Here is a 26,263-nt window from a genome sequence, read left to right as displayed (position 1 = left end):
CGTCCGCGCCGGCCGTCGATCACACCCAGCCGGCCCGCCGGGAGATCCGGATCGCGTCGATGAGATTGCGCGCGCCGGTCTTGCGGGTGGCCGCGGCCATGTAGTTGCGTACCGTCCCGCTCGCCAGATGCAGCGCGCGGGCGATCTCCGCGATCGAATCGCCCTCCGCGGCCCGCGCCAGCACGCTGAGTTCCCGCGGGCTCAGCGGCACGGCGTCGGCCTCCATGAAGGCGGAGGCCAGCGAGGCGTCGATGAACCGTTCCCCCGCGGCGACCTTGCGGACCGCCCGTACGAGCCGTCCCGGCGAGCCGTCCTTGTCGACGTAGCCGAGGGCCTCGGCCCGGAAGGCCCGGTGCAGCGAACCGGGCGCGACGGTCGACGCCAGGACCAGGACCGGGGACGGGGACGCGAGGACCTGGTGGTCCGCGCGTCCCTCGTCGGCCAGGACGGCCGTCGTCCCCGGACAGTCGAGGTCGACGACCGTCACGTCTGGTCGTAAGGAATCGGCCTGGCGCACCGCGGTCCGCCAGCCCGCCGACGTGACCTCGAAGCGCCCTTCCGATCTCAGCAGGGCGGCCAGTGCCGACCTGACCAGGCTGACGCTGTGCAGGACGAGGACCTTCGTCATCTGTGCTCTCCTCGGTAGACGAACCACGGCACCACGGGTGCCCCCGTACAGGGGTGATGGAACGTCACTGCGGGGGGCGTGCAGGGGCGTACGGACAACTTGGCCGAGATACCCGGGGATTCCGCCCGCCTTAGGCGGGTAACCCCCTTGAACAGCGGGCCCGTATCGCCACGCCGGCGCTCCTGCCCGCCCCGCCGACCGGGATCAGACCTCGCCGCGCCATGCGCCCGTCGCGACCCCGCGCGACTCGATGAACAGCTTGAACCGCTTCAGATCTCCCGTCACCTGACGTTTGACGAAGCCGAGCTTGTCGGCGGCCGTCTCCGCCAGACCGTCGGGCACCCAGTTCATGTGCAGGACGACCTTGGTGGTCGTCGCGTCGATCGGCTGGAAGACGACCAGCCCGGCCTGGCGGGCCTCCCCGTCCACCGTCATCCACGCGACGCGCCGGTCCGGGAGCTGCTCGGTGATCTGCGCGTCGAACTCGCGCTGCACACCGTTCACGTTCGTCACCCAGTGGGTGAGCGTGTCCGTGCACTGGTCGACGCGTTCGACCCCCTCCATGAAGGCGGGGAAGTCCTCGAACTGCGTCCACTGGTTGTAGGCCGTGCGTACGGGGACGTTGACCTCGACGTACTCCTCGACGTGCGACATGTGCACCCCTTCCGTTCCGTCGGCAGCCCGCACCCCGTGGTGCGGGTCGTCCGTCTGGACGTCTTGGGGCGCGGCTACCCGGCCCGCAGCGGAACACGCTGCGGCCGGCCCGCGATTCAGCCGTACGCGACCGTCACCTCGCGAAAGCCCAGGGAGCGCAGCAACCCCTCCAGCATCGACGTGGTGTTCTGCTCGGCCCGCTCGACGAGGCCGCTGTCACGAGCCGCTTCGCTGATGTGCTGCGCGGCGAGCCTCTGCACGGCCTGTTCACCGGCCGGGTTGTCGGAGAACAGATCGCCGATCCGGTCCAGCAGGCCCCGCTGTTTCGACACCGCGTACGAACGCTCCGGGTCGAGGGCCGCCGTGCCGAGCACGGCGTGCGGCAGCCGGATCGAGGCCTTGGTGCGGTCGCCGTTCACGGTGACGTTCCGCTCGCTCAGTGCCCCCAGGTCGACGTAGCCGCTGACGGTGCCGGCGCCCACGTACAGGGTGCGGGTCCCACGGATCGCGTCCGGCAGCAGCGCCGCGTCCTTCTCCAGGTCCACGACCACCTGGAAGTTGCCGACGGCCGCTTCGTAACGGTGCATGTCCTGCATCGACTTGAGGAGTGCGGGACCGGAGCGGTCGCGGGTGTCCTCGCCGAAGAGGCTGCCGAATCCCGGAACCAGGCTGAAGCGTCCCACGAGCACGATCAGCACCGCGACCACCGCCAGGCCGACGGCGATCCGCCCCCACCACGGGCGCCGCGAGCCGCCCGGCCGAGCCGAAGAGGTTTCCATGCTCCGCGGATACCCCGTGGACGCGGCTCCAGCACGGATCCGCGTACCCGGCGCCGGCGCCGCCCGGGCGGCCACCCGCTCTCGCTAGCGGTGCCGGGCGAGCGTGTGGACGAGGACGATCAGAGCGAAGGCGATGACGAGCAGATGCACCCAGGCGGGCCCGGGTGCCGGGGCCAGGGACAGGGCGGTGAGCCGCGATGAGGTCATGCCGCGCGTCTGCCCGCGGCAGCCGGATCGACGCCCCGGGCACAGGGCGGGCGGTCGGTCCGGCCGGGTGCGACCGGCGGTCAGCGCCCCGTGGGCCTGCCGGACACCAGCCGGGCGGCCTCGACCTCGGCCCAGACGGCCTTCCCGTGTCCGTGCGCGTGCGCGCCCCAGCGATCGGACAGGCGCTCCACGATGTGCAGGCCATGGCCCCCGGGGAGGCCGCGCTGCGGGGCCGGGTGGGGGTAGGGCAGGGTCGTCGTGCCGTCGTACACCTCGATGCGCAGGGCCTCTCCAGCCGTGAGCACGAGCTCGTGACAACCGCCCGCGTGCAGGGACGCGTTGGTCAGCAGCTCGGACACGAGGAGCAGGGTGTCCTCGGCGGTCTCGGTCCCGTCCCAGCCCCAGTCCCGCAGGGCCTGGCGCGTGAAGTCGCGGCCCTTGGCCACGGAGCCGCGGACGCCCGTCAGGGCGAGCCGACGGCGCTGCCCCCCGGAGGGAACGGCGGCGCTCACGGGATCGCCCGTTTCCGGACCGATGGTCTCCACTGTGGTCTTTCACCCCCACGTCGACGCTGCTCTTTGCTCTCGGCACCTGCCCGGACAGTCTAGGCGACCGCCGCTCTCAGGGCGTTGCCATGTGGAGGCGCAGCGTGAGGCCCCTCTCCGTGGCGCGGACCTCGACGAGATCGCAGAGCTGGTGGATCATCCACAGTCCGCGGCCTCCCTCGGCCGAAGCCAGGGAAGGGCGGCGGCGCCCGGCCAGGGGGTCGGCGAGGCGGCCGCCGTCCTGGATCTCGGCGACGACTCCCGCTCCGGGCCCGGCGGTGGCCCACAGCAGGAGGGTGCCCTTCCCTCCTCCGTGGGAGAGGGAGTTGGCCGCCGCCTCGCTGATGGCCAGGACGAGGTCGCCGCGGCGCGCCGGGGACAGGGCCGTGGCGCGCGCCCAGTTCTCGGCGTGCTCGCGCACCTCGGCCAGCCCGCCGTGGGAGTACGCGAGCCGGGACACCTCGCCGTCGTGCTCGGGCAGGGGGAGATCGCAGTCCGCGCAGACCCCTGCGGCGTCGCTGTAGGCCGGGCTCGGCACGTCCCGGCCCCCCTCGATCAGCGTGGGGTGCGTGCGCCGGGCCTCGGTCACCACCGCGGGCGCCAGCCCCCGTACGTCGTACGGGCACAGGATGGTGGCCGGCCGGCCGGCGAAGGCCGTGTTGATGAGGGCCTCGTGGCGGGTGGCCTCCAGTACCTCGGCGGGGGAGCGGCCGGGCCAGATCGGCTCGCCGACGATCCGGGCCGCCCGGCCCGCGTGCCGGTCGGCGAAGTCCTGCAGGGAGGCCAGGATGCGGCCGGGATTGCGGCCCAGCTCCGTCATGTCCGTCCAGGTGATCCCGGTCCCGCCCGTGCCGAGGCTCTCGCGCAGGGCGTCCAGGTGCGGGCCCGGCACGGCGACGAGGACCGGTTCGCCGGCCGACAGGGCGGCCCGTACGAATCCGCCCACCCCGGTGAGGTACTCGCCGAGGTCCCCGTAGAAGAGGGCGGGGTGGACGAAGGCCCCGGACTCGGCGGGCGCAGGAACAGTGATCATGCTGCGACCTCCAGCGCGGCGCATTCGTCCGGGAACATCTCCACTACCTTGCGCAGCGAGTATGGCGGGTCGTGGAGCAGCAGGCGCCGCCCCTCCCCGTTGAGGGCGGCCGAAGCCTGCACCAGGGCGGCGACCGCGGCTGGGTCGAGAAAGGCCACTGCGGAGAGATCGAGGTGGACGACGGCACCGGGCATCCCGGTCACGACGCCGAGCGCCGCCGACAGGGCCTGCCGGGTCTCGAGGTCGCAGCTGCCGCACAGGCGCGCGCCGGGAAGGTCCCGCAGGGGCAGGACGGTCAGCGGCGTGGTCGCGCCCGTTCCCGCGCCCGCACCCGTTCCCTTCCGCAGGGAGGTCATGGCCCGGGCCTACCCCGTGAGCATGCCGGCGCGCAGGCGGGCCAGGGTCCGGGACAGGATGCGGGAGACCTGCATCTGCGAGACGCCCAGTTCGGCGCCGATCTCGGCCTGGGTCTTCTCCTCGCCGAAGCGCATCTGCAGGATGCGCCGGTCGCGTTCGTCCAGTTGCTCCAGCAGCGGCGCGAGGGTGTGGAACTCCTCGAAGAGCTCCATGGCGGGGTCGACCTCGCCGAGGCGTTCCGCCAGCGGCCGGGTGGCCGCGCTGGTCGTGGACGCCGCGTCGCTCTCCGCGCCGGCGGTGTCGAGGGAACCGCTGGTGTAGCCGTTCGCGGCCACCAGCCCGTCGATCACCTCGTCCTCGGACAGCTTCAGGTGCTGGGCGACCTCCCTGACCGTCGGCGCCCTGCCCAGGACGTCGGTCAGGTTCTCCTGCGCCTTGGCGAGCTCCATGCGCAGTTCCTGCAGCCGCCGCGGGACGTGCACGGCCCAGGTGGTGTCGCGGAAGTAGCGCTTTATCTCACCGGTGATGTAGGGGAGGGCGAGGGTGGAGAACTCGACCTCGCGCTCCAGGTCGTAGCGGTCGATGGCCTTGATGAGGCCGATGGTCCCCACCTGGATGATGTCGTCCATGTCGATACCGCCGCCGGTCGCGCGGGAGCGGAACCGGCGTGCGGCGAACTGCACGAGGGAGAGATTCATCTCGATCAGGGTGTTGCGCGTGTACTGGTACTCACGCGTCCCCTCCTCCAGGGTGCGCAGCCTCCCGAAGAAGAGCCTCGACAGTTCGCGTGCGTCGGCGGGCGCCATCTCGCGGGCGTTCTCCACATGGAACAGGTCCTCGTCCTGCGTTGGCGCTCCCGCGGTGCTCCGGTCACAAGTGGGGACTTGCGCGTCTGTTGCACGAATGGGGCCTGTGGCGGTGGACGAGCGAGACATGGTGGCCGCTCCCTCCCGATTGACTGACGGCTGCCGGGAGCCCTTCTGCCCCGGCTTTGCGGTTCTACACACTTCGATGCATTGCTTTCTTCTGCGGGTCGCGCCGTGCGGCCGAAGGGGGGCCGCTGCGGACGGGGGGCGGCCACGCCGGCGGACCGAGCAGGCATACTCCCTTGAGCAGGACGTACAGGTGGCGATCCGGGGAGGCGGACATGACCGGAACAGGGGACGCGTACCAGCATGGCGTGGTCGGGGACGGCTACGAGGCAGGAGCCGGCTGGGTGGTGACGGCCCATGGGGAGCTCGACCAGGACACGCTGACCCCCCTGGAGGAGGCTCTCCTCTCCGCCGCCGACCGCTACCCGCTGGTGGTTCTGGACGCCGGCTCCATCACCTTCGGGGACTCCTCCTTCCTGAACCTGCTCCTGCGGCTGCACCACCTCACCGCCCTGCGCATCGCCGCCCCCGGTGAGCAGCTGCGACGGCTGTTCGCCGTGACCGGCGCCGATACCGTGCTCTCCCTGCACGCGAGTGTCGAGGACGCCCTCGGGACGTGAACCCGCGCCGGCAGGCCGGCGCACGGACAGCCCGCCCACGGCGCGCCCCGGAGCCGGATCCGCTGCTTCCGGTGTGATCGACTGTGGCTCGCCGTCCCTCCGGTGGCGTTAGCCTTCACCCCGACCCGGTGCCCGGGCGCGTACGGATCCCGGCGGAGCCGGGCGCTGCGCCGCGCCCCGATGCCAGGGGCCTTGTGCTGTCCCGGGTGCCGGTGCGGTAGTGATCGAGAGTGAGGTTGGCGGATGGCCGAGCGGGCGGGCACGGATTCACTGAGCGGGGTGCCACCGCTTCCGGGTGAGGGCGGGATCGGCGAGTCGGAGCTGCGCCGGTTGCTGGCCGGGCTGACCGCCGTGCGCGACGGGGACTTCCGCACCCGGCTGCCCGATACGGCGGACGGGCTGCTCGGGGAGATCGCCACCGTCTTCAACGGGATGGCCGACCAGCTGTCGCTGTTCACCTCCGAGGTGACACGGGTGGCCCGCGAGGTGGGCACCGAGGGGACGCTGGGCGGCCAGGCCGACGTACCGGGAGTCGGGGGCGCCTGGCTGGACCTCACGGATTCGGTCAACTTCATGGCCGGAAACCTCACGGCGCAGGTGCGCTCCATCGCCCAGGTCGCGACCGCCGTGGCCAGGGGCGACCTCTCGCAGAAGATCAACGTCACGGCGCGCGGGGAGATCCTGGAACTGAAGGAGACCATCAACACGATGGTCGACCAGCTCTCCGGGTTCGCCGGGGAGGTCACGCGGGTGGCCCGCGAGGTGGGCACCGAGGGCCGGCTCGGCGGCCAGGCGGACGTCATGGGCGTCTCCGGCACCTGGAAGGACCTGACGGAATCGGTCAACGTCATGGCCGACAACCTGACCGCCCAGGTCCGCTCGATCGCCGAGGTCACCACCGCCGTCGCCCAGGGCGATCTGACGCAGAAGATCCGGGTGGACGCCCGCGGGGAGATCCTGGAGCTGAAGGAGACCATCAACACGATGGTCGACCAGCTGTCCGCGTTCGCCGACGAGGTGACGCGGGTGGCCCGCGACGTCGGGACCGAGGGCAACCTGGGCGGCCAGGCCACGGTCCGGGGGGTCTCCGGCACCTGGAAGGACCTGACCGACAACGTCAACGTCATGGCCTCCAACCTGACCGGTCAGGTGCGCTCCATCGCCCAGGTGGCCACCGCCGTCGCCCGCGGCGACCTCTCGCAGAAGATCGTGGTGGAGGCGAAGGGCGAGGTCGCCGCGCTGGCCGGGGTCATCAACACGATGGTCGACACGCTGTCCGCGTTCGCCGACGAGGTGACGCGGGTGGCCCGCGAGGTGGGCACCGAGGGCCGTCTCGGCGGCCAGGCGCACGTTCCCCACGTGGCGGGCACCTGGAAGGACCTCACCGACAACGTCAACTCCATGGCCAACAACCTCACGGGCCAGGTCCGCAACATCGCCCTCGTCACGACGGCCGTCGCCAACGGCGATCTGTCCAAGAAGATCGACGTGGACGCCCGCGGGGAGATCCTGGAGCTGAAGACGACCATCAACACGATGGTCGACCAGCTCTCCGCCTTCGCCGCCGAGGTCACCCGGGTCGCCCGCGAGGTCGGCAGCGAGGGCCGGCTCGGCGGCCAGGCCGAGGTCGAGGGGGTGTCCGGGACCTGGAAGCGCCTCACGGAGAACGTCAACGAGCTGGCCGGCAACCTGACCCGCCAGGTCCGGGCCATCGCCGAGGTCGCCAGCGCGGTCGCCGAGGGCGACCTGACGCGCTCGATCACGGTCGACGCCTCGGGCGAGGTCGCCGAACTCAAGGACAACATCAACTCCATGGTCGGCTCGCTGCGCGAGAGCACCCGGGCCAACCAGGAGCAGGACTGGCTCAAGTCCAACCTGGCCCGCATCTCCGGCCTGATGCAGGGCCACCGGGGCCTCGCCGCCGTCGCCGAACTCGTCATGGACGAACTGACGCCGCTCGTCGCCGCCCAGTACGGCGCCTTCTACCTCGCCGAGGACCGCCCCGGCGGCACCGTGCTCACCCTCGTCGGCTCCTACGGCCGTTCCGCGGCCGCCGCGGAGGGCGTCGCGTTCGCCCTCGGCGAGTCCCTCGTCGGCCAGGCGGCCCGCAGCCGCCGGATCATCGCCACCGACCAGGTCCCCGGCGGCTACGTCATCGCCTCCGGGCTCGGCCACACCACTCCGGGCAGCCTGATCATCCTGCCGATCGTGGTGGACGACCAGGTCCTCGGAGTGATCGAACTCGCCTCCTTCAGCGCCTTCACGCCCGTCCACCGCGACTTCCTGGCCCAGTTGATGGAGACCATCGGCGCCAACGTCAACACGATCGTCGCCAACGCCCGGACCGACGAGCTCCTCGGCGAGTCCCAGCGGCTGGCCGGCGAACTCCAGGCCCGCTCGGAGGAACTCCAGGTCCAGCAGGAGGAACTCCAGCGCTCCAACGCCGAGCTGGAGGAGAAGGCCGCCCTCCTCGCCAGCCAGAACAGCGACATCGAGGCCAAGAACCTGGAGATCGAGCAGGCCCGGCAGGAACTGGAGACCCGCGCACAGCAGTTGTCGCTGGCCTCCACCTACAAGTCCGACTTCCTTGCCAACATGAGCCACGAGCTGCGCACCCCGCTCAACAGCCTGCTCATCCTCGCCCAGTTGCTCGCCCAGAACCCCGCCCGCAACCTCACCCCCAAGCAGGTCGAGTACGCGGGCATCATCCACTCGGCCGGCTCGGACCTGCTCCAGCTGATCAACGACATCCTCGACCTGTCCAAGGTCGAGGCCGGCAAGATGGACATCAACCCCGAGCGGGTCGACCTGCCCCAGCTGCTCGAGTACGTCGACGCCACCTTCCGGCCGATGACCACGCAGAAGAGCCTCGACTTCACCGTCACCACCGCCCCGGGCGCCCCCGACGACCTGCTCACGGACGACTCGCGGCTGCGCCAGATCCTGCGCAACCTGCTGTCCAACGCCGTCAAGTTCACCGAGCGCGGCGGCGTCGAGCTCCGGATCGAACCGGCGACGGCCTCCGAGGTCCCCGCCGGGCTTCCCCGGCGCGGGCCCATGCTGGCCTTCCGGGTACGGGACACGGGCATCGGCATCCCCGCGCAGCAGCTGGAGTCCGTCTTCGGGGCCTTCCAGCAGGCCGACGGCACCACCAGCCGCAAGTACGGGGGAACCGGCCTCGGGCTCTCCATCAGCCGGGAGATCGCCCAGCTCCTCGGCGGGGCCGTCACCGCGGAAAGCACACCCGGCCAGGGCAGCACCTTCACCCTGTACCTGCCGGTCAGCCGCGCCGACTACGAGGACGCACCCGGGCCCGACGCCCCCGCCGAGCCGTCGTCCGCGCAGGCGTCCGGGCAGGCCGGTCCCGGCCGTCCCGGCGCGCCCGTGCTCCCGGTGCAGCGGCGGGCCCGACGCCTGCTCGTGATCGAGGAACGGCCGGGCGGCCTGCTCTCCCTCGTCGCCGAGAGCGCCGGCCGGGACTTCACCCCCGGCCCGCAGGCGCCGGGTGAGCACGGCGGCTTCCACGTGGTCAACGCCACCAGCTCGCGCGAGGCCGCCGCCGCCCTGGCGACCGACTCCTTCCACTGCGTCGTCCTGGAACTGGACCTGCCCGACGGCGAGGCGCTGCGCTTCCTCGACGCGCTCGACGGAGACCCGGCCCTCTCCTCGCTCCCGGTCCTCGCCCACAACAACCCCCGGGTCAGGACCGGGCTGGAGGAGGCCGTGCGGGAGCGGCCCGCGGCACGCCACGTGGAACTGCTGTCCAGTCTGGACGAGTTGCGCGAACGCATCGCGCTCCACCTGTCCGCCGAGCAGCCGGGGGACGTGCTCCCCCTCGTACAGGGCGACGCGCAGCGCCGGCAGTCCGCCCACGTGCTCGACGGCGACCTGGCCGGACGCACGGTCCTCGTCGTCGACGACGACGCCCGCAACCTGTTCGCCCTCAGCGGGGTCCTGGAACTGCACGGCATGCGGGTGCTCCACGCCGAGGACGGCCGCAAGGGCATCGACGCCCTCACCCACCACGCGGGTGTCGACCTCATCCTGATGGACGTGATGATGCCCGAACTGGACGGCTACGCCGCCACCGCCGAGATCCGCCGGATGCCGGCGTACGCGGGCCTGCCCATCATCGCGGTCACCGCCAAGGCGATGCCCGGGGACCGGGAGAAGAGCCTCGCCGCGGGCGCCAGCGACTACGTGACCAAACCGGTGGACGCCGACGACCTCATCGGCCGCGTCCGGTACTGGCTCACGCGATGACCGGGGACACACAGCGGTACGAGGACGCGCGCCCGCAGCCGGCGCCGGTCGGCGACCGGGCCGCGAGCGCCGTCCCGCACCAGGCGCCGACCACGATGGGACGCCTCGTCGCCACCGTCGAACGGCTGCGCCGCGAGGTTCTCGAGGCACAGGCGGCCGCGGACGGCCGGGCCCTGGTCGAACTGGCCAAGGGCATCCTGATCGGGCAGTTGCAGTGCACGCCGGCCGCGGCCGCACGCCAGCTCGACGTGCTGTGCCGCGAGAGCGGGACGTCCCCGCTCGAACTCGCCGCCGACATCGTCAACCAGGCCTCCCGCGACCACGTCAGCGAGATCGCCGCCGCGTTCGTCGAGGCCGCCGGCACGGCCGACGGCCCGGCCGGGCGGCACTCCACGGTCTCCGTGCGGCTGCGCACCGCCGAGAGCGGCATGCTGGCCGCCGACGCTGACACCCAGGCGGTGGCCGAGTCCCTCCTGACGAACGCCCTGGGCCCCCTCGGAGCGGTCGCCGTCGCCGTGTGGACCGCCGTGCCCGACGGTTCGCTGGCCCTCGCCGGCCACGCCGGCTTCCCGCCCAGGGAGGCCGCCCGCTGGCGCCACGTACCCCCGGGCGTCTCCACGGTCGCCCGCCTCGCACTGCGCGAGCGCCGGCTGGTCACCCTCCCCCGCCTCAAACGCGAAGGGCTGCCCTCGATCGGGCACCTCGAATGGCCCGACGGGGGCCGGATGGCCGTACCGACCGGGACGGGCGGACGGATCCACGGCGTCCTCGAAATCTGCTGGCCGCAGGCCCTGGCGCCGCAGCCGCCACCGATCGAGCGCCAGGTCGAGGCCCTCGCCGAGCTGTGCGCCCGCACCATGGACGCCTCGCCCCCGCGCGACGCCACGACCACCGAGGGAGTGCTCCCGGACGTCGCTGAGCTCATCGACCTCGCCGAGGGACTGCAGGACCCCGCCGTGGTGCTCACGCCGGTCCTCGACGCCGAGGGCCGGCTCGGCGACTTCCGGATCCGGCACGCCGGCAGCCGGTTCGTCGACCCGGTGGGCCGCCCGCGCGGCGATGTCAACGGTGCGCTGCTGCTGGAGGCCTATCCGATGGCCGCCGGCGACAGCGGGCTGTTCGACATCATCGAGCGCGTGCACGCGACGGGCGAGCCGTTCAGGGCCGAACGGATGAGCCTGACCGCGCTCGTCGACCAGATCCCGCTGACCACGGTCGCGGACATCAGCGTCAGCCGTCACGGCTCCGCCGTCCTGCTGATCTGGCGGATCGAGGACGAGAGGGCCCGGCTGGCCAACCTCCTCCAGCACGCCCAGCGCCTGGGCCGCATCGGCGGTTTCGAGGAGAACCTCGCCACCGGCGAGACCACCTGGAACGCGCAGCTCTACGCCCTGCACGGACTCCCGGCCGGCGCGCCCCCGGTACGGCTGCGGGAACTGCCCGGCCACGCCCATCCGGACGACTCGGCAGCCCTGGACCGCTTCCTGCGGGCGGTGCTCCGCCACCGCCGGCCCGCCTCCGTCGACTTCCGCCTTCAGAGGTCCGACGGGATCACCCGCCACATCCGGGTCGTCGCCGAGCCCGTACTCGACGCGGACCAGCGGCTGCACGCCGTGCGCGGCGCCTACCAGGACATCTCCGCGCAGCACTGGACCGAGGTCGCACTGGCCGCGACCAGGGACCAGCTCGCCCACACCGAGGCCGAGTCCGCCGAACGCAACCGGTTGGCCCTCCAGCTCCAGCACGCCATCATGCCCCCCACGCCGCCCGCCATCGAGGCCCCGGGCCTGCGGGTCGCCGTCCGCTACCGGCCGGCGGAGACCGAGTCACTCGTCGGCGGCGACTGGTACGACACCGTGGTCCTGCCCTCCGGGCTGATCATGCTGTCCGTGGGTGACGTCGCCGGTCACGGCATCGAGGCCGCCACCGGCATGGTCGTGCTGCGCAACGCCCTGCGCGGCCTCGCCGTCACGGGCGCGGGCCCCGCCCAGCTGCTGTCCTGGCTCAACACGGTCACCCACCACCTGGCCAAGCACGTGACGGCCACCGCCGTCTGCGGCCTCTTCGACCCGAGCACCAGGGTGATGCGCTGGGCGCGCGCGGGACACCTGCCGCCCGTACTCGTCCGCGCGGGTGAGGCCGAGGCCTTCCCGCTCATCGAGGGCCTGCTCCTGGGCGCGCTGCCCGACGTCACGTACGTCGAGCGGGAGGTGCGGCTCGAACCGGACGACACCCTGCTGATGTTCACGGACGGGCTGGTGGAACGGCGGGACTCCTCGGTCCAGGACTCGCTCGGCCACCTCGTGACCGCGGCGGCCGCCGGAGCCGGGGACCTGGACGGGCGGCTGGATCGCCTGCTCGCCGAGAGCCGGTCCGACACCGACGACGACACGTGCGTGATCGGCATCCAGGTCGGCTGAGGCCCCCGTCCGTCACGGTGCGGGTGTCAGGCCACCGCCCGGGCCCGCAGCACGCGGGCCGGCTCCTGACCGCCTCCGGTCGCCAGCACGCGGACCTCGCCCCCGCTGCTGATCTCCGCCCGGAGGATGCCGGTGGCGTCCTCGTAGACGGGGTGGCCGCCGGGACCCGCCGCGTCGGTGCGGGTCATCCGGACCACGTCCTCCCCGGGCTGGTCAGTGGTCGCGAAGACCACCTCGTAGGCTTCCGCCTGCCGGTCCTCGTGCGGGGTTTCGGTTTCGTGGCCTGTGCTCATGGCGGACCCTCCTGCAGTGGGCGTGCACCCGGGGCGACTGCCCCCCACCAGCCACGCTAGGCCCCACCCGCTGCTCTGTCCTGGCCGGGAGGCGCCGTCGGCGCGGTCAGCGGGGCGGCGAGGTAGGACAGCAGGCCGGCGATCTCCCGGCCGGCCTCCGCCGGGTGGCGGAAGCGCGCGCCCGGGGCGATGGCGTAGCGATTGCGCCGGCCGTCCCGCGTCCGGGTGAGGTACCCGTCCGCCTCCAGGTCCGTGACGATCGTCTGCACGGTGCGCTCGGTGAGGTCGCAGATCGCCGCGAGGTCGCGCAGCCGGACCCCCGGGTCGCGCGCGATGGCGATCAGAACCCGGGCGTGGTTCGTCAGGAAGGTCCAGTGGTTCCGCCGGGACCCGGTGTGCTCGTTCTCCACGCGGACATCTTGGAATGGTGACTCGCGAAAATCAAATCCAGAAATGATTTTCCGGTATAACTTGACGTGTGTCCGTGGCCCCGGCAGGGTGCAGGTGAGCGGAACCGAAATTCCGCATGACCCGAGCAGTCGCGCAACGCGCCGCAAGCACCCGTGCCCAAGGAGCGACGACGATGACCCCCACGGCCACAGCCGGGGCCACGACCCCGGCCACGCCCCCGACGACCCCTGCCCCCACCGGCGGGGCCGGACCCGTCCCCGGCCTCAGCGGGCTGCCGTACGTGCCCAGCCCGCGGGAAGTGCCGACCGGCGACGCCCGGCAGCTGACCCGGGTGTTCTTCGAACGGCTGCGGAGCCTCGAAGAGGGGACCCGTGCCCACCAGTACGTGCGCAACACGCTGATCGAGATGAACATCTCACTGGTGCACTTCGCCGCCCGCCCCTTCCGGGACCGCCCCGGCGGCCCCGAGAACGAGGACGTCGTGCAGGTCGGCATCATCGGCCTGATCAAGGCCATCGACCGCTACGACCCCGACCGCAACACGCAGTTCGCCACGCTCGCCATGCCGTACATCACCGGCGAGATCAAGCGCCACTTCCGTGACACCACGTGGTCCGTGCGGGTGCCGCGCCGGCTGCAGGAGCTGCGCGTGGAGCTGGCGAAGGCCACGGAGGCGCTGACGTCCTCGTCGGAGCACGCACCCACCCCGGCGGAGCTCGCCGCACACCTGGGCCTGACCGAGGACGAGGTCCGCCAGGGCCTGGTCGCGGCCAACGGCTACTCCACCCAGTCCCTCGACGCACCCCAGCAGACCACCGGCAGCGCGCAGGCGCCCGCGGCGGGACCGGCCGCGCGCAGCCTCGCCGAGACCCTGGGCGACACCGACCCCGCCCTGGAGGCGGTCGAGGACCGGCACGCCCTGGCGCCCCTGCTCGCCGACCTGGACGAACGCTCCACCCGCATCCTGCAGCTGCGCTTCGGCGAGGAGCTGACACAGGCGGAGATCGGCGCGGAGCTCGGCCTCTCCCAGATGCAGGTCTCCCGGCTGCTCTCCCGCACGCTGGGCACCCTGCGCGCGGAGCTGCTGCACGACTGAGTCCGGCAGCGCGCCCCGGCGACGCCATGGCGCCCTGTCACCAGGTGACGTACAGGTCCTGCGGCGAGCGGTGGATCAGCGTGGGCCGCATCCGCGGACTCGGACGGTCCTCGTCGAGCCGCAGCTCCGGCAGGCGGCGCGTGAACAGTTCGAGCGTGAGGCGCAGTTGCTCGCGCGCCAGCCGGGAACCGGGGCAGCCGTGCGGCCCGTGCCCGAAGGCCAGGTGGTGCCGGTTCCCGGGCCGGGTGATGTCGAACTCGTCGGCCCGCTCGTAGCGTTCCTCGTCGCGGTTGGCCGCACCGAACGCCACCAGCACGGTGGCCCTCGCCGGCAGCTTCGTCCCGGCGAGGGTCACCGGCCCCGTGGTGGTCCGCCGGAAGGCCTGGATGGCGGTGTCGTGGCGGGCGGCCTCCTCCACCGCCGCCGGGACGAGCGACGGATCGTCGCGGAGCATCCGCCACTGCCGCCGGTCACGGAGCAGGTGCAGCAGAGTGGTGCCGATGAGGGCGCTGGTGGTGAGGAATCCGGCGATCAGCAGGTTCTGCAGGCTCGTCACCAGTTCGTGGCGCTGTTCGAGGGTGAGCTCGGCGTCACCGGGGGCGAGGGCGGCCACCATGGCCGAGCACATGTCGTCCCGGGGCCGCGCGCGCCGGTCGCGGACGTACCCGTCCAGCAGGTGCTGGAGCGCCACCACGTCCTCGGCGGCAGCCACCTGCTCCTCCGGCGGCAGCGGCCGGAACAGCAGCTCCTCGGCCCGGTAGCCGCCGTGCACGGCTGCGGGTACGTCGGCCGGGTCCAGGCCGATCAGCCGCCCGACCACCATCCCGGGCAGCCGCCGCGCGTACGCCTCCACCAGCTCCGCCGACCCGTCCGCCGCGAAGCCGTCCACCAGCTCCTGCGCACAGGAGCGCGCGTACGGCACCAGCGCCGCCACCCGGCCGGTGGACAGCCCCCGGTTCAGCGGGGCGCGGTGCCGCCGGTGGGCCGCCCCGTCCGAGGACACGACCGTCGGCCGGGGGCCGAACCCGCGGGGCAGGACGGCGAGCGCCGCCTCCGACAGCGTGACGTCCGGCAGCAGGGAGTTGGCCGAGGAGAAGTCCTCCGTGCGCAGCAGCACCTCCCGTACGTCCCGGTCGCGCGCCACCAGCCACGCGTCGAACTCGGGCACGTACGTGAGCCCTTCGGCCCGGCGCGCGCGGTCGTAGAGCGGGTACGGGTCGCGGTACAGCTCGTCGCGCCGCGCCTGGTCGTCGTACGACGTCACGGGGACCTCCGGATCACGGTCGGGGCCGGGGAGGCCACCGCGGCGGGCGGCCTCCGGTGCGCCGGGTCATCCTGCCCGAACCCCGCCCCGGCCGGTAGGGCGCCCTTCCCCCCTCAGGCGCGTCCCGCGGCGAGGCGGTGCTCGTGCACGCGCAGCTGGAGGGTGGCGAGGTCCAGCAGCGGAGTGGCCACCCCCAACGCGCGGGCGCGTCCGGTGAGGTCGGTCAGGACGTGGTCGGCCTCCGTGGGAGCTCCGGCCACGAGGTCGCGGTAGAGGGACGGGGTCAGGGGGGACCCGGCGGCCGTGACGGTCGCGGTGGTGAAGGCGAGTTCGGCCTCCGGCACCGGGTGGCCGGCGGCCCCGGCCACCGCCGCGGCTTCGGCGAGCAGGGACCGTCCCAGGGCCGACCCGCCGGGGACGGCGTTGACCTCCCCGACCGTGCCGCGCATCAGGCAGGTCAGGGCCACCAGGGTGGAGATGAAGACCCACTTGTGCCACATGGCCGCGACGATGTCCGCGGTCTCCGGTGAGTCGATGCCGGCCTCGGCCAGGACGGTCCGGATCGTGTCCACGCGGGCCGAGGGGCGGGCGTCGAGCTCACCGGTCAGGACGACCGCGGGCGGAGCCATGCGGAGGATGTCGCCCTCCCCGCTCAGCGTGGTGACCACCTTCGCGACCCCGCCGAGCACGGCTGCGGCCCCGAGGCGCGCGACGAGCGCGTCGAGGTGGGCGACCCCGTTGAGGAGGGGGACGACGGCGGTGTCCGGGCCGACGGCGGGCGCGACGTCCGCCAGGGCGGCGTGGAGGGCGGTCGCCTTTACGGAGAGCAGGACCACGTCGTACGGGCCGCCCGGGGCGCCGGCCGTCACCAGCTTCGGCGTCAGGCGGAGCTTCTCCCCCTGGCCTTCGACGCGCAGACCGCGCGCCGCGAGGGCCTTCGCGCGGGCCGGCCGGACCAGGAAGGAGACGTCCTGGCCCGCCGCGGCGAGCCGGGCGCCGAAGAAGCCGCCGACGGCGCCCGCGCCGACCGTGAGGATCCTCATGCGGAGTTCCTTTCGCGGGATCCGGTCAGGTCCGGGCTGCCGGCGGGAAGCCGGCCGTCCTGGCCGGGAGTTCGCGGGGTGCGGGGTCCGTACCGGGACACCGCGACCCCGGCGAGGCAGAGCAGGCCGCCGAGCAGGGTCAGCCATGCGGGTACCTCGCCCAGGAGGGCCCAGCTCAGCAGGACGACGATGGCCGGGACGGCGTAGGTCGTCGCGCCGAGCTTGCCGGCGGGCATGCGCGCCAGGGCGTAGGTCCAGGTGGTGAAGGCCAGGGCGGTGGGCACCACGCCCAGGTAGAGCATGTTCAGGGTCGCCGACACCGGTGCGTTCGGCAGTTCCGCGGCCAGCTGCCCCGCGAAGGGCAGGCAGGCCACGGTTCCCGTCAGGCAGCTGAACGCGGTGATCTGCAGGGGTGTTCCGTAGGAGAGCGCGGGCTTCTGCGCGACGACTCCGGTCGCGTAGGCCACCGCCGCGAGCAGGCAGAGCACGACGCCGAGCACCGAGGTGGAGCCGCCCTCGCCGGACGACATGGACAGACCCACGACCACCGCTCCGGCGAAGGAGACGCCCATGCCCGCCAGCAGCCGGGGCGGCAGGGCCTCACCGAGGAGGCGGGCCGCGAGGAGGGCCATGAGGATGGGCCCGGTGTTCACGAGCAGGGACGCCGTCCCCGCGTCGACCAGACGCTCACCCCAGTTCAGCGCGACGGTGTAGCCGCCGAACCACACCAGACCGGACAGCAGGATCCCGCGCCAGGCCTCGCGGGGCGGCAGCCCCTGGCGGCGGACCAGGAGCAGGATGCCGAGCACGAGCGAGGCGGCGAGCAGCCTGCCGAGGGCGAGGGCCCCGGGGGAGTAGGCGGCGCCCGCACTGCGGATGGAGACGAAGGCGGAGGCCCAGGCGAACACCGTGAAGGAGACGGCGCCGATCGTGAGCACGTGGGGAGGGATGCGACCCGTGCGGAACGTCATGCATCCACCCTACGACCGCAACATTTCGCTGTCGACCGAAATATTGATGCGGATCTCGGTGGGGGTGCGCGGCGGTCGTCGGGGCTCAGATCCATGCCTGCGGCGTGATGCCCAGCAGGTCGCCGAGGGCCTGTTCCCCGGCCCGGGTCACGTCCAGGGCCCGCCCGCCGCCCGGCGGCCGCACCACCCATTCCTCGCGCAATGCGTGCGCGCACAGCCGCGACCCGGTGACGCCGCCCAGGTGGCGGCGCCGCTCGGTCCAGTCCAGGCAGGAACTCGCCAGCGGCCTGCGCCCCTCGTGGGCGAGGTCGATGCCGGCCCCGGCGCACCAGTCCCGGCCGTCGTCCGTCAGCTCGAAGACGCCCTCCGTGCGCAGCAGTCCGCGCCGCTCCATCGCGTCGGTCACCGCCATGCCCAACCGTCCGGCGAAGTGGTCGTAGCAGGTCCGGGCGCGCGCCAGCGGGTCCGGCGCGGCGACCACGGGGACCGCGTGCGCGGCGTCCCGGTCGGGAATGGCGTACGAGGCGAGCTCGTCGACGAGGCGGGCGGTCGCGGCGTCCGCGATGCGCACGTAGCTGTGGCGGCCCTGTCGTTCGGTCACGCAGATGCCCGCGTCGAGCAGCCGGGACAGGTGGCCGCTCACGGTGGACGGCGCCACCGCGGTGATCCGGGCCAGCTCGCCCGCGGTCCAGGCGCGCCCCTCCAGCAGCGTCATGCAGATGGCGGCCCGGGTTTCGTCGGCCAGGGCCGCGGCGAAGGCGGCGAGGCGGGCGGCGGGCGCCGGCTGGTCCGCCGGCGCCGGCGTCCCGGCATGCGAGGTGTTCATGCATCCAGAATGCCCCATGATTTCGGCAAACAGCGAACGATCCACCCGTGCTCGGGTCCTCTGTCGTGACAGAGGTTCCCGGGCCACACTGATGACCTCGGGGCAGGAAGCCCCGACACGAGGAGGGTGGTGGGGAGTTGTCGGGTGAGTCTGCGGAGCAGCCCGCTCCGGTCGTGCGCCCCGCGGTGTGGGAGACGTACGGGCCGGCCGATCTCAGCGCCGTGCCGGTGTTCGCCGGCGGCTTCATCAACTTCGGCTTCTGGCAGGCCGTCGACCTCGAAGGGCCGCTCTCGCACGGCGACCGGATCCGGAGCGAGCAGGACCTCTACCGGCACGTACTCGACGCGGCCGCCCCCGAGGGCCGCCGGGCCGTGGAGATCGGCTGCGGCCTCGGCCTCGGGTGCGCCCTCGCCCTCGAGGAGTACGGGCCCTCGGCGATGACCGGGGTGGACATCCATCCCCAGCAGCTCCAGCGGGCCCGCGAGGCGAACTCCGCGCACCTCGAAGCGCAGCCGCACCGGCTGCGCTTCGTCCTCGGGGCGGCGGAGAGCCTGCCGCTCGGCGCCGCGGAGTACGACTGCCTGTTCAGCGTCGAGGCGGCGCAGCACTTCCCGGACCTGTCCGCGTTCGCCCGGGAGGCGGCGCGGGTCCTGCGCCCCGGCGGGCGGGTGGCGGTCGCCAGCTTCTTCACGGTCGACGGCGCGCCCTCGCACGCGGAGCGGCTCGCGGGCCTCCTCGACTCGTTCGCCAGCGGCCTGGACATCGCCCGGCCCGTCTCCCGGCTCGCCGACGCCCTCGACGAGGCCGGTTTCACCGACGTCCGGGTCGCCTCGATCGGCCCGCAGGTCTGGCCCGGCTGGGACCGCTGGCTCGCCCGCCTCTGGAAGCCGGGCACCTGGCCGCGGAACTTCCTGGCCGCCTGGGAGCAGCAGATCCTGGACTACTACCTGGTGACGGCCACCCGCCCCTAGGCGCTGCCCGGGGCAGCGTGTGCGTGCCCTGGGGCGCCGGACGGTGAGACGGGGCGGGGGCGGCGTAAATCGTTCGTCGTCCCCGTCCGGCCGCCCGTAGCATCCGCCCGTGACCGAGAACGAGCCGGACGAAGCGCCCGCGGCGACCGAACGAGTGCCGTGCTGGCGCGGCAGGACGGTCGCCCTCGCGCCGCTCGACGCCGAGGACGCCGAGCTGATGCACGCGTGGCGGTCCGACCCCGTGGCCGCCTACGAGATCGGCTTCTGGCCGCGTTCCCTCACCTCGCTCCGTGAGCGCCTGGAGCGGGACCGGGACGACCACGACCGGGACGACTTCCTCGTGCTGCTCCCGGACGGCACGCCGATCGGCCACATCGCCCTCGTCGACCAGGACATGGTCGACGGCACCGCGGAGGTCCACCTGATGATGGATCCGCGGCACCGGGGCCGGAGCCACGGCTCCGACGCCCTGCAGGCACTGACCGATCTCGCCTTCGGTGAACTGCCCATGCAGCGCGTCCAGGCCGTCACCCACACCGGCAACACGGCCGCGCTCAGCGTCCTCGCCAAGGCGGGGTTCGTGCAGGAGGGAGTGCGGCGCTCGGCCTGTCTGCACCGGGGGCGCCGCCTCGACGTCGCCGTCCTCTCCCTGCTCCGTGCGGAGTGGGAGGCGCAGGCACGCCCGAGGTCCTGGGACCTCTGACGCCCGCCGCCCGCCCGGCGGGGCATGGTTTGATGACCGGACCGGGCGGGAGCGTCCCCCGGCGCGCCGTCACCACAACGGGCGGCGCTGCACAGCGGCATGACGGAGGACCGGGCGTGGTACTTGAGCGTGGGCGGCGGCGCAGGCCCCTGTTGATCGGCGGCGCGGTGGTGGCGGCGGCCGGGCTGGCCGTCGGCCTGTACTGGTTCGAGCCCTGGAAGCTGTGGGTGGAGGACACGGTGAACGAGGCCGTCCCCTCCGTCTCGGCCGCCCCGGACGCCAGCACGCCGGCGAACCCGCCCGCCGCACCGCGAACGGTGGCCCAGGGCACCCTGATCAGCCACGAACACGCCACCACCGGCACCGTCAAACTCCTCCGCCTCGCCGACGGGTCGCACATCCTCCGCGTGGAGGACCTGGACACGAGCAACGGCCCCGACCTGAAGGTCTGGCTGACCGACGCCCCGGTCGTGGAGGGCATCGCCGGCTGGCGCGTCTTCGACGACGGCAAGCACGTCAGCCTCGGTGATCTCAAGGGGAACAAGGGCGACCAGAACTACGCCGTTCCGCCCGAGGTGAACCTGGCCGACTACACCAGCCTCGCCATCTGGTGCGACCGCTTCGACGTCTCCTTCGGCGCCGCCGCCCTCAAGCCGGTCTAACCGCCGGTCCAGCCGCCGTTCGGGGCGCTGCTGAGGTGGTCGCGCTGGATCCGGTGGGCTAGCGCGCGCCGCACCGAGGCCGACGCGGTGGCCGGGGAGGTGGCGGCGGTCTTCGGCGGGACGTCGAGGCCGCGGCTGATCCGGTCGTAGGCCTTCCGGTAGCCGGCGGGCATCTCCTCCCGGTGCAGCGTCAGGTCCTCTTCGACCAGACGCCGCAGCTCGTCGACGTTCCGGGGCGTGAAGCGCTTCCTTCCCCGGGCGACGGCGTCCACGTAGCGGGAGCAGCGGGCGGTGTCGCCGAGGGTCTCGGAGATCTCCTCGGCGAGGCCCCACAGGCGTCCTTCGAGCCACGGGGTGTCGTGCTGGTCGAGCGAGAGCACCATCGGCGTCGGCGGCTCGTCCGTACGGTGCTTCGCGGCCTGCTTGGACACGGCGGGCTGGCTCATGTCGGCGAGCCGGGCGATCCGGTCCTGGGTCCAGCCCAGCCCGGCCAGCACCCGGATCATCTCGGTGCGCAGCCTGCGCATCTCCTCCCCGGCGCGGATGACCTCGTTCATGCCGGCGAACATCCGCTCGGCCTGCTCCTCGGTCAACGCCCGGGAGTCGCCGCGCAGGTCCTCTTCCCCTGTCATGACTCGGTTATACACCTCCCTGCCGGCTCGTCATAACCTGGTTGTACAACCAGGTTATGGCTGGCAGGATCCGCGGCATGCCCACTTTCTCCGCGCCTGACGGAACCCGGCTCGCCTACCGCGTGACCGGGACGGCGAGCCGCTCGTCTGCCTGCCCGGGGGGCCCTCGGACTCCCGCTACCTCGGCGACCTCGGCGGCCTGTCCGCGCACCGCCGGCTCATCTTCCTGGACCTTCGCGGCACCGGCCGCTCCGCGGTGCCCGAGGACACCGGCTCCTACCGCTGCGACCGCATGGTCGGCGACGTCGAGGCCCTGCGCGAACACCTCGGGCTGTCCCGGGTCGACCTGCTGGCGCACTCGGGCGGCGCGAACCTCGCGGCGCGGTACGCGGCCCGGTACCCGGAGAACATCCGAAGACTCGCCCTCATCGGCCCCGGCGTCCGGGCCGTCGGCATCAACGTCACCGCGGAGACGCGCCGCGAACTCGCGCTGCTCAGGAGGGACGAGCCGTGGTTCCCCGTGGCCTTCGCCGCACTGGAGGCGATCGCCGAAGGCGCTGGTTCCGGAACCGACCGGGAGGCCGTCGCGCCCTTCTTCTGCGGCCGGTGGGACGCCGCTGCGCAGCAGCACCACGCGGCCGGCCGGCCGGCCAACGGCGAGGCCGTCGCCCTCTTCGCGGCCGAGGGCGCCTTCGACCCGGAGACCACCCGTGCGGCGCTCGCCGCCCTCGAAGTGCCCGTACTGCTGGTCGTCGGGGAGTTCGACCTGAACAGCCCTCCCCGGACGGTGACCCGGTTCGCGGAGCTGTTCCCCGACGCCACGCTCGTCGTACAGCCCGGAGCGGGCCACTACCCGTGGATCGACGACCCCGACCGGTTCGCGGCGACCACCACGGCCTTCCTGGACCGGCGGGGACCGGCCCGCCCTCACGACTCGATGGTCACCACCCGGGCCCACTCGGGCGGCGAGTCGGGCACGTAGTCGGGATCGTCCTCGTCCCACTGGGCCGACCGCCCGCGGGGGAAGAGCCCCACCACCGTCCGGCACGGCGGCCGGGTGTCCGGCCAGGGGGTCTGGCCATCGGTAAGGACCACGATCACGTCCGGCCGCGGCCCCGTCCGGAGCGCCTTGGCGAACCCGGCACGCAGATTCGTACCCCCACCGCCCAGCAGCGGGATGCCCTCGCCGCGGCACAACGGGTGCACGATCCGGGCCGCCGCGTCGCACGGCACCACGGTGACCAGGTCCCGCCGGCCGCCCACGGCGCGGGAGATCGCGGCGACCTCCAGCAGCGCACTGCCCAGTTCGGCGTCGCTGACCGACCCCGAGGTGTCGATGACCACGGTGACCCGGGGCGGCCTGCGCCGCAGGCTCGGCAGAACCGCCCCGGGCACCCCGGCCGAACGCCGGGAGGGACGGCCGTAGCTGTAGTCCTCGCCCGCGCCCGAGCCGGAGGTCGCCGACCGGATCGCCGCCCCCAGCAGGTCGCGCCACGGCTGCGGCGGATGGAACGCCTCGTCCGCCCACCGCTGCCACCCCTTCGGGGCGCTTCCCGGACGGCCGTTGATGCCCTGGGCCACCCGGAACCGGACCGCGTCCCGTTCCTGCGCGCTGAGCCCGTGAGCACCGTCCGGGCCCAGCTCCCACTCCCGGTCCAGGCCGTCGGAGCCGCTGCCGCAGTCCAGCCACGCCAGGCCCTGCGTATGCGCCGAGAGCCGGAACTGGCGCAGGTAGTCCTCCATCAGCTGACCGGCGGGCAGCCCCAGGGCCTCCGGCGTCACGGCGTTCTCAGGCCCGACCAGACCGTCCCCGAAGGCGTCGTCGTTGATCTCGCAGTCCGCGGCGATGTTCATCCGCAGCCGCTCTCCCGGGCCGGTCAGCCCGTGCGCCCGTGCGTACCGGTCACCGCGCCCGTGATGGTCGCGCAGGAGGTGCGACACCTCGTGCACCCAGACCCCGGCGAGCTCCTCCACCGGCGTCCGGTCCACGAAGGAGGGAGAGACGTAGCACCGCCAGTGCCGGTCGACGCCCATCGTCGGCACCCGCCGCGACTCCACGGTGTGCAGGGCGAACAGAGCCGTCGCCAGGTACGGCCGGACCCGGGCGGCCTGCAGCCGGGCGGCGAAGAGCTTGTCGAAGTCGAGGGCGGGGCCGGGGCCGAGATCGGGTGTCCCCTTTGTCCCCGGTGCGTCAGGCCTCACCGGCCGGCCTGCACGGGGACCGCGGTCCGCGCCGCGGCCCGGTCCGCCGCCCGGTCCGCCCGCCGCGACACGGTCACCACCCCGGCGAGCCGCTCGATCGAGGCCGGAACGTCCCAGTCCTCCTGGCGCAGCGTGGCGAGCGTGGTCGCGGGGACGACCAGCAGGTCCGGGGCCCCGGTCTCCAGCGCCCGGACCAGCAGCGCCCACGCGGCGTCCCAGCGGGACTTCTCCGGCCGCTTGCGGACGGCCGCCACCACCGCGTCGAGCGCGGCCTGGCGCAGATCCCCCCGCTCGGGCAGGACGGCACCCGCCGGGTCGGCGAGCAGGTCCTCGGGGTCGGGGAGGTCCATCCGGTCCATGCCCGCCAGCAGCTCCAGCGCCGGACCGTCCCCCACGGTGCCCCGGACGAGCAGGGAGAGCACCTCCCTGGAGGAGCCGGCGGCGGTCGCGAAGGCGATCAGACTCAGCGTCATGTCCCAGCTGCGCGGGGACGGCCAGGGCCCGCCCCGCCGCGTCTCGCTGCTGGGCAGCCGGTGCACGAGCGTGGGGCGGGCGGCGAGGAACCCGCACACCGCGCGGCGGGCGTGCTCCACGGCCGCCGGCAGCGCCTGCGCGTCGAGGCGCGGCAGGCTCGCCCGGGGCCACGTCCCGCCCAGTCCGCGCACCACGACCTCGTGGTCGTGGGTCCACTGCAGGTGGACGAACCGGTTGGCCAGGGGCGGGCTCAGCTCCCAGCCGTCGGCAGCCGAGGACCGCGGGTTGGCGGCCGCCACGATCCGTACCCCGGGCGGCAGTTGCAGGGCGCCGATCCGCCGTTCGAGTACGAGGCGCAGCAGGGCGGCCTGGACGGCCGGCGGTGCGGTGGACAGCTCGTCCAGGAACAGCAGACCCCGGCCGGCCCGTACGAGTCGGACGGCCCAGTCCGGCGGGGCCATCGGGACGCCCTGCACTGCGGGGTCGTCGCCCAGGACGGGCAGCCCGGAGAAGTCGGACGGTTCGTGGACGCTGGCGATGACCGTGGTCAGCGGAAGGTCCAGGGACTCCGCGAGCTGGGTCAGGGCCGCCGTCTTCCCGATTCCCGGCTCGCCCCACAGGAGTACGGGCAGATCGGCGGCCACGGCCAGGGTCAGCGCCTCCAGTTGTGCGTCGGGGCGCGGTTCGGTGGTGGTGTCGCGGAGCAGAGACAGCAGCTCGCCGGCGATGTCGAGCTGGGATGCGCCGGCCGGGTCGGCGGGGTCTGCGGGGGAACCGGCTCGGGACGAAGGGGTGTTGGCGATGTCGGTCGCAGCGAACGGAACGGTTGCGGGCATGTTCGGTCACCTTGTGGGTTCGTGAGGGCGGAACGGGTGCGGGGGAGGGAAGTCCCCGGCTCAGCGCAGGGCTTGGCGCGGGTGCGAGCGGTACCGCCGGGGTCGGCGGGCCCCCCGGTCGATGCGGCCGGGTCCGGGGCCGGCCAGGCCGGCCCGGAACAGTCCGTAGGTGATCCGCCGCAGGGCGGCCGCCTCCAGGGCATCGCGCAGGGCGCCGGCGCGCAGCAGTGCGCCGGGACCCAGCAGGCCCTCGACGACGGCCAGCGCACCGGCGGTGTCACCGTGGTCCAGGCGTTCGCGCACGCCGGTGAGGCAGTCCGGATGACGGTGCGCCGCGTCGATGGCCTGCAGGCAGGGGAGTGGAGTACCGGTCAGCGCGGCCAGCAGTTCCTCCCGGCGGATCTCGGCCGGGTCGTGGTCGAGCGGGGCCAGCACCCCGTCGACCAGACCGATCCGGTGCCGGGCTCCCCGGCACTCGACGAGGCGCGGTTGCCCCGCCCGGTCCGGGATCCGGGACGGACCGGGCGGCGCGTGACCCGGTACGAGCGCGGCGGCGACCAGGGGGTGCAGCCGCCCGGCATCGAGCGCACCGGCGCGGAGCAGGTCCAGGTCGGGCAGCACCCGGACCGCCGCGTCGGGCAGAACCGGCAGTGCGGAGACGCTGCCGTCGGCGGGCGCGGCCCCGACCCGCAGGGCGAGGGGCCCGTCGTCCCGGTCCCCGGCCGCGACGAGGTCCAGGACCAGTCGCCGCCGGGCGCCGAACCGTACGGTGACGGCCCCGGGGGGCCGCGCCTCGGCGCGGAGCAGGATCCGGGCCTCGTCGCTCCACCGGTCGACGGCACAGTGGTGCCCGGGTGGGAGCATCCCCCGCAGTTCCGGGTCTTCCGGGCACCCGTCGTCGGGCGGCCGTCCGGCCCCGGACCGGGCCCTCAGCTCGTCGGTCCTGCGGGCGTCCCACAAGTGGCGGTGCAGGTCGAGGCGGAACCGCCGTTCGGGGCGGGCGCGGGGGCGCGGATCACCGCAGGCGCCGGATCCGTCCCACAGCGCGAGGCTGATCCGCTGACCGGCGTCCGCCCAGGCCGGAGCGGTCCGGGCGACGAGGTGGACCCGACGTGCCCCCGCCCGCGGCCCGTCCTGCTCCGCGACCTCGTACCGGGCCAGCGAGAGGGTCAGGTCCGGGCGCAGCAGCCCGTCGGGAGCGATGCGCGGCATGTGCCAGCGCAGCAGGTCGGGCGCCAGATGCCGGAGATCGGCCCGGATCCGGGCCGTGAGGTCGTGGCCGTACGAGCGCGCCACGGAACGCAGATTGAGATCGACATCCACGCCTGCGGCGGCGCAGGCCCCGGCCCAGTCCCCGACGGAACGGCGGGCGGTCGCGGCCTCGATCATGGACGGCGGCACGGCGTACTCGCGTACGCGCAGCCAGAAGGAAAGGCGGGAATCCCCATACGCGGTCTGAGTGAGCATCAGCACTCACCTTGCGCGGACGGGACCCCCGATC

25 protein-coding genes and 1 pseudogene are annotated in these 26,263 nt (G+C 73.5%); 8 read left to right on the top strand and 18 right to left on the bottom strand.

The window, feature by feature from the left end; translation table 11 throughout:
* Positions 1-19: 19 nt before the first annotated feature.
* From OG472_RS06880 to OG472_RS06845, 8 genes are all read right to left on the bottom strand, one after another.
* Entirely contained in the window at positions 20-628 is a 609-nt protein-coding gene (locus tag OG472_RS06880) for a response regulator transcription factor (RefSeq protein ID WP_405828491.1), read from the bottom strand.
* A 204-nt stretch (positions 629-832) separates the two neighbouring features.
* Positions 833-1,282, bottom strand: coding sequence for an SRPBCC family protein (locus OG472_RS06875; RefSeq protein WP_401603686.1), 450 nt, complete (start codon positions 1,280-1,282; stop codon positions 833-835).
* Positions 1,283-1,398: 116 nt separating this feature from the next.
* Positions 1,399-2,061: a DUF4230 domain-containing protein gene (locus OG472_RS06870; protein WP_405828489.1), complete on the bottom strand. Its 663-nt coding sequence runs from the start codon at positions 2,059-2,061 to the stop codon at positions 1,399-1,401.
* Positions 2,062-2,145: 84 nt separating this feature from the next.
* A complete protein-coding gene (locus tag OG472_RS06865; RefSeq protein ID WP_383564173.1) occupies positions 2,146-2,268 on the bottom strand; it encodes a hypothetical protein in 123 nt (40 codons plus the stop codon).
* Positions 2,269-2,348: 80 nt separating this feature from the next.
* Positions 2,349-2,780, bottom strand: coding sequence for an ATP-binding protein (locus tag OG472_RS06860; RefSeq protein ID WP_405828487.1), 432 nt, complete (start codon positions 2,778-2,780; stop codon positions 2,349-2,351).
* Between the two features lie 109 nt (positions 2,781-2,889).
* Positions 2,890-3,846: an anti-sigma factor RsbA family regulatory protein gene (locus OG472_RS06855; protein WP_405828485.1), complete on the bottom strand. Its 957-nt coding sequence runs from the start codon at positions 3,844-3,846 to the stop codon at positions 2,890-2,892.
* On the bottom strand, positions 3,843-4,202 hold the full coding sequence (locus OG472_RS06850) for an STAS domain-containing protein (protein WP_401603676.1): 360 nt from the start codon (positions 4,200-4,202) through the stop codon (positions 3,843-3,845). The genes OG472_RS06855 and OG472_RS06850 overlap by 4 nt, the downstream gene beginning before the upstream one ends.
* A 9-nt stretch (positions 4,203-4,211) precedes the next feature.
* The gene (locus tag OG472_RS06845) at positions 4,212-5,138 is read right to left on the bottom strand and encodes a SigB/SigF/SigG family RNA polymerase sigma factor (protein WP_401603674.1); all 927 of its coding nucleotides are present in this window, start codon (positions 5,136-5,138) and stop codon (positions 4,212-4,214) included.
* Positions 5,139-5,350: 212 nt separating this feature from the next.
* On the opposite strand from OG472_RS06845, the gene OG472_RS06840 reads away from it, so the two are divergent.
* The 3 genes from OG472_RS06840 to OG472_RS06830 all read left to right on the top strand — a co-directional run bounded on the left by OG472_RS06840 (position 5,351) and on the right by OG472_RS06830 (position 12,378).
* Positions 5,351-5,695: an STAS domain-containing protein gene (locus OG472_RS06840; protein ID WP_401603671.1), complete on the top strand. Its 345-nt coding sequence runs from the start codon at positions 5,351-5,353 to the stop codon at positions 5,693-5,695.
* A 243-nt stretch (positions 5,696-5,938) separates the two neighbouring features.
* Positions 5,939-9,958: a HAMP domain-containing protein gene (locus OG472_RS06835; RefSeq protein ID WP_405828483.1), complete on the top strand. Its 4,020-nt coding sequence runs from the start codon at positions 5,939-5,941 to the stop codon at positions 9,956-9,958.
* A complete protein-coding gene (locus OG472_RS06830) occupies positions 9,955-12,378 on the top strand; it encodes a SpoIIE family protein phosphatase (protein WP_405941131.1) in 2,424 nt (807 codons plus the stop codon). Before OG472_RS06835 ends, OG472_RS06830 begins: the two co-directional genes overlap by 4 nt.
* 26 nt (positions 12,379-12,404) lie before the next feature.
* On the opposite strand, the gene OG472_RS06825 is transcribed toward OG472_RS06830, so the two are convergent.
* Complete coding sequence (locus tag OG472_RS06825) at positions 12,405-12,671, bottom strand: DUF6296 family protein (RefSeq protein ID WP_383564186.1); 267 nt, start codon at positions 12,669-12,671, stop codon at positions 12,405-12,407.
* 56 nt (positions 12,672-12,727) lie between these two features.
* Positions 12,728-13,081 (bottom strand): helix-turn-helix transcriptional regulator, encoded by a 354-nt coding sequence (locus tag OG472_RS06820; RefSeq protein WP_401603665.1) that lies wholly within the window; start codon positions 13,079-13,081, stop codon positions 12,728-12,730.
* Between the two features lie 173 nt (positions 13,082-13,254).
* On the opposite strand from OG472_RS06820, the gene OG472_RS06815 reads away from it, so the two are divergent.
* Positions 13,255-14,178, top strand: coding sequence for a SigB/SigF/SigG family RNA polymerase sigma factor (locus tag OG472_RS06815; protein WP_401603663.1), 924 nt, complete (start codon positions 13,255-13,257; stop codon positions 14,176-14,178).
* A 37-nt stretch (positions 14,179-14,215) separates the two neighbouring features.
* Here the strand turns inward: OG472_RS06815 and OG472_RS06810 are convergent, their stop codons facing one another.
* The 4 genes from OG472_RS06810 to OG472_RS06795 form a co-directional block, all read right to left on the bottom strand.
* Positions 14,216-15,442 carry a cytochrome P450 gene (locus OG472_RS06810; protein ID WP_405941130.1) on the bottom strand — a complete coding sequence of 409 codons (1,227 nt, stop codon included), beginning with the start codon at positions 15,440-15,442 and terminating at the stop codon, positions 14,216-14,218.
* 113 nt (positions 15,443-15,555) lie between these two features.
* A complete protein-coding gene (locus OG472_RS06805; RefSeq protein ID WP_405828480.1) occupies positions 15,556-16,485 on the bottom strand; it encodes a 2-dehydropantoate 2-reductase in 930 nt (309 codons plus the stop codon).
* Positions 16,482-17,456: a DMT family transporter gene (locus OG472_RS06800; protein WP_401603656.1), complete on the bottom strand. Its 975-nt coding sequence runs from the start codon at positions 17,454-17,456 to the stop codon at positions 16,482-16,484. The genes OG472_RS06805 and OG472_RS06800 overlap by 4 nt, the downstream gene beginning before the upstream one ends.
* An 85-nt stretch (positions 17,457-17,541) precedes the next feature.
* The gene (locus tag OG472_RS06795; protein ID WP_401603654.1) at positions 17,542-18,282 is read right to left on the bottom strand and encodes an ArsR/SmtB family transcription factor; all 741 of its coding nucleotides are present in this window, start codon (positions 18,280-18,282) and stop codon (positions 17,542-17,544) included.
* 137 nt (positions 18,283-18,419) lie between these two features.
* On the opposite strand from OG472_RS06795, the gene OG472_RS06790 reads away from it, so the two are divergent.
* From OG472_RS06790 to OG472_RS06780, 3 genes are all read left to right on the top strand, one after another.
* The gene (locus OG472_RS06790) at positions 18,420-19,253 is read left to right on the top strand and encodes a class I SAM-dependent methyltransferase (protein WP_405828477.1); all 834 of its coding nucleotides are present in this window, start codon (positions 18,420-18,422) and stop codon (positions 19,251-19,253) included.
* Positions 19,254-19,362: 109 nt separating this feature from the next.
* Positions 19,363-19,956 carry a GNAT family N-acetyltransferase gene (locus OG472_RS06785; protein ID WP_401603652.1) on the top strand — a complete coding sequence of 198 codons (594 nt, stop codon included), beginning with the start codon at positions 19,363-19,365 and terminating at the stop codon, positions 19,954-19,956.
* Between the two features lie 116 nt (positions 19,957-20,072).
* Positions 20,073-20,618: a DM13 domain-containing protein gene (locus tag OG472_RS06780; RefSeq protein WP_401603649.1), complete on the top strand. Its 546-nt coding sequence runs from the start codon at positions 20,073-20,075 to the stop codon at positions 20,616-20,618.
* On the opposite strand, the gene OG472_RS06775 is transcribed toward OG472_RS06780, so the two are convergent.
* Complete coding sequence (locus tag OG472_RS06775; protein WP_405828474.1) at positions 20,615-21,250, bottom strand: sigma-70 family RNA polymerase sigma factor; 636 nt, start codon at positions 21,248-21,250, stop codon at positions 20,615-20,617. The genes OG472_RS06780 and OG472_RS06775 overlap by 4 nt on opposite strands.
* A 77-nt stretch (positions 21,251-21,327) precedes the next feature.
* Between OG472_RS06775 and OG472_RS06770 the strand changes: the two are divergent.
* Positions 21,328-22,232, top strand: a pseudogene (locus tag OG472_RS06770) (alpha/beta fold hydrolase).
* On the opposite strand, the gene OG472_RS06765 reads toward OG472_RS06770, so the two are convergent.
* The 3 genes from OG472_RS06765 to OG472_RS06755 are packed head-to-tail and all read right to left on the bottom strand — an operon-like array spanning position 22,178 to position 26,229.
* Positions 22,178-23,452: a DUF2201 family putative metallopeptidase gene (locus OG472_RS06765; RefSeq protein ID WP_405828472.1), complete on the bottom strand. Its 1,275-nt coding sequence runs from the start codon at positions 23,450-23,452 to the stop codon at positions 22,178-22,180. The pseudogene OG472_RS06770 and the gene OG472_RS06765 overlap by 55 nt on opposite strands.
* Positions 23,449-24,762: an AAA family ATPase gene (locus OG472_RS06760; protein WP_405941129.1), complete on the bottom strand. Its 1,314-nt coding sequence runs from the start codon at positions 24,760-24,762 to the stop codon at positions 23,449-23,451. Before OG472_RS06760 ends, OG472_RS06765 begins: the two co-directional genes overlap by 4 nt.
* Before the next feature lie 60 nt (positions 24,763-24,822).
* Complete coding sequence (locus OG472_RS06755) at positions 24,823-26,229, bottom strand: hypothetical protein (RefSeq protein ID WP_401603640.1); 1,407 nt, start codon at positions 26,227-26,229, stop codon at positions 24,823-24,825.
* Positions 26,230-26,263 lie beyond the last annotated feature (34 nt).

The organism is Streptomyces sp. NBC_00207 (assembly GCF_045160965.1).
GTDB lineage: Bacteria > Actinomycetota > Actinomycetes > Streptomycetales > Streptomycetaceae > Streptomyces.
The sequence above is the reverse complement of the archived record's forward strand: the minus strand, read 5'-3'. Positions and strand labels throughout refer to the sequence as shown.

Bases quoted from the DNA above. Each gene is read 5' to 3' on its own strand.
- OG472_RS06880 (WP_405828491.1), bottom strand. From the start codon at position 628: ATGACGAAGGTCCTCGTCCTGCACAGCGTCAGCCTGGTCAGGTCGGCA.
- OG472_RS06760 (WP_405941129.1), bottom strand. From the start codon at position 24,762: ATGCCCGCAACCGTTCCGTTCGCTGCGACCGACATCGCCAACACCCCT.
- OG472_RS06850 (WP_401603676.1), bottom strand. From the start codon at position 4,202: ATGACCTCCCTGCGGAAGGGAACGGGTGCGGGCGCGGGAACGGGCGCG.
- OG472_RS06825 (WP_383564186.1), bottom strand. From the start codon at position 12,671: ATGAGCACAGGCCACGAAACCGAAACCCCGCACGAGGACCGGCAGGCG.
- OG472_RS06855 (WP_405828485.1), bottom strand. From the start codon at position 3,846: ATGATCACTGTTCCTGCGCCCGCCGAGTCCGGGGCCTTCGTCCACCCC.
- OG472_RS06840 (WP_401603671.1), top strand. From the start codon at position 5,351: ATGACCGGAACAGGGGACGCGTACCAGCATGGCGTGGTCGGGGACGGC.
- OG472_RS06830 (WP_405941131.1), top strand. From the start codon at position 9,955: ATGACCGGGGACACACAGCGGTACGAGGACGCGCGCCCGCAGCCGGCG.
- OG472_RS06870 (WP_405828489.1), bottom strand. From the start codon at position 2,061: ATGGAAACCTCTTCGGCTCGGCCGGGCGGCTCGCGGCGCCCGTGGTGG.
- OG472_RS06875 (WP_401603686.1), bottom strand. From the start codon at position 1,282: ATGTCGCACGTCGAGGAGTACGTCGAGGTCAACGTCCCCGTACGCACG.
- OG472_RS06795 (WP_401603654.1), bottom strand. From the start codon at position 18,282: ATGAACACCTCGCATGCCGGGACGCCGGCGCCGGCGGACCAGCCGGCG.
- OG472_RS06775 (WP_405828474.1), bottom strand. From the start codon at position 21,250: ATGACAGGGGAAGAGGACCTGCGCGGCGACTCCCGGGCGTTGACCGAG.
- OG472_RS06755 (WP_401603640.1), bottom strand. From the start codon at position 26,229: ATGCTCACTCAGACCGCGTATGGGGATTCCCGCCTTTCCTTCTGGCTG.
- OG472_RS06845 (WP_401603674.1), bottom strand. From the start codon at position 5,138: ATGTCTCGCTCGTCCACCGCCACAGGCCCCATTCGTGCAACAGACGCG.
- OG472_RS06865 (WP_383564173.1), bottom strand. From the start codon at position 2,268: ATGACCTCATCGCGGCTCACCGCCCTGTCCCTGGCCCCGGCACCCGGG.
- OG472_RS06815 (WP_401603663.1), top strand. From the start codon at position 13,255: ATGACCCCCACGGCCACAGCCGGGGCCACGACCCCGGCCACGCCCCCG.
- OG472_RS06800 (WP_401603656.1), bottom strand. From the start codon at position 17,456: ATGACGTTCCGCACGGGTCGCATCCCTCCCCACGTGCTCACGATCGGC.
- OG472_RS06835 (WP_405828483.1), top strand. From the start codon at position 5,939: ATGGCCGAGCGGGCGGGCACGGATTCACTGAGCGGGGTGCCACCGCTT.
- OG472_RS06805 (WP_405828480.1), bottom strand. From the start codon at position 16,485: ATGAGGATCCTCACGGTCGGCGCGGGCGCCGTCGGCGGCTTCTTCGGC.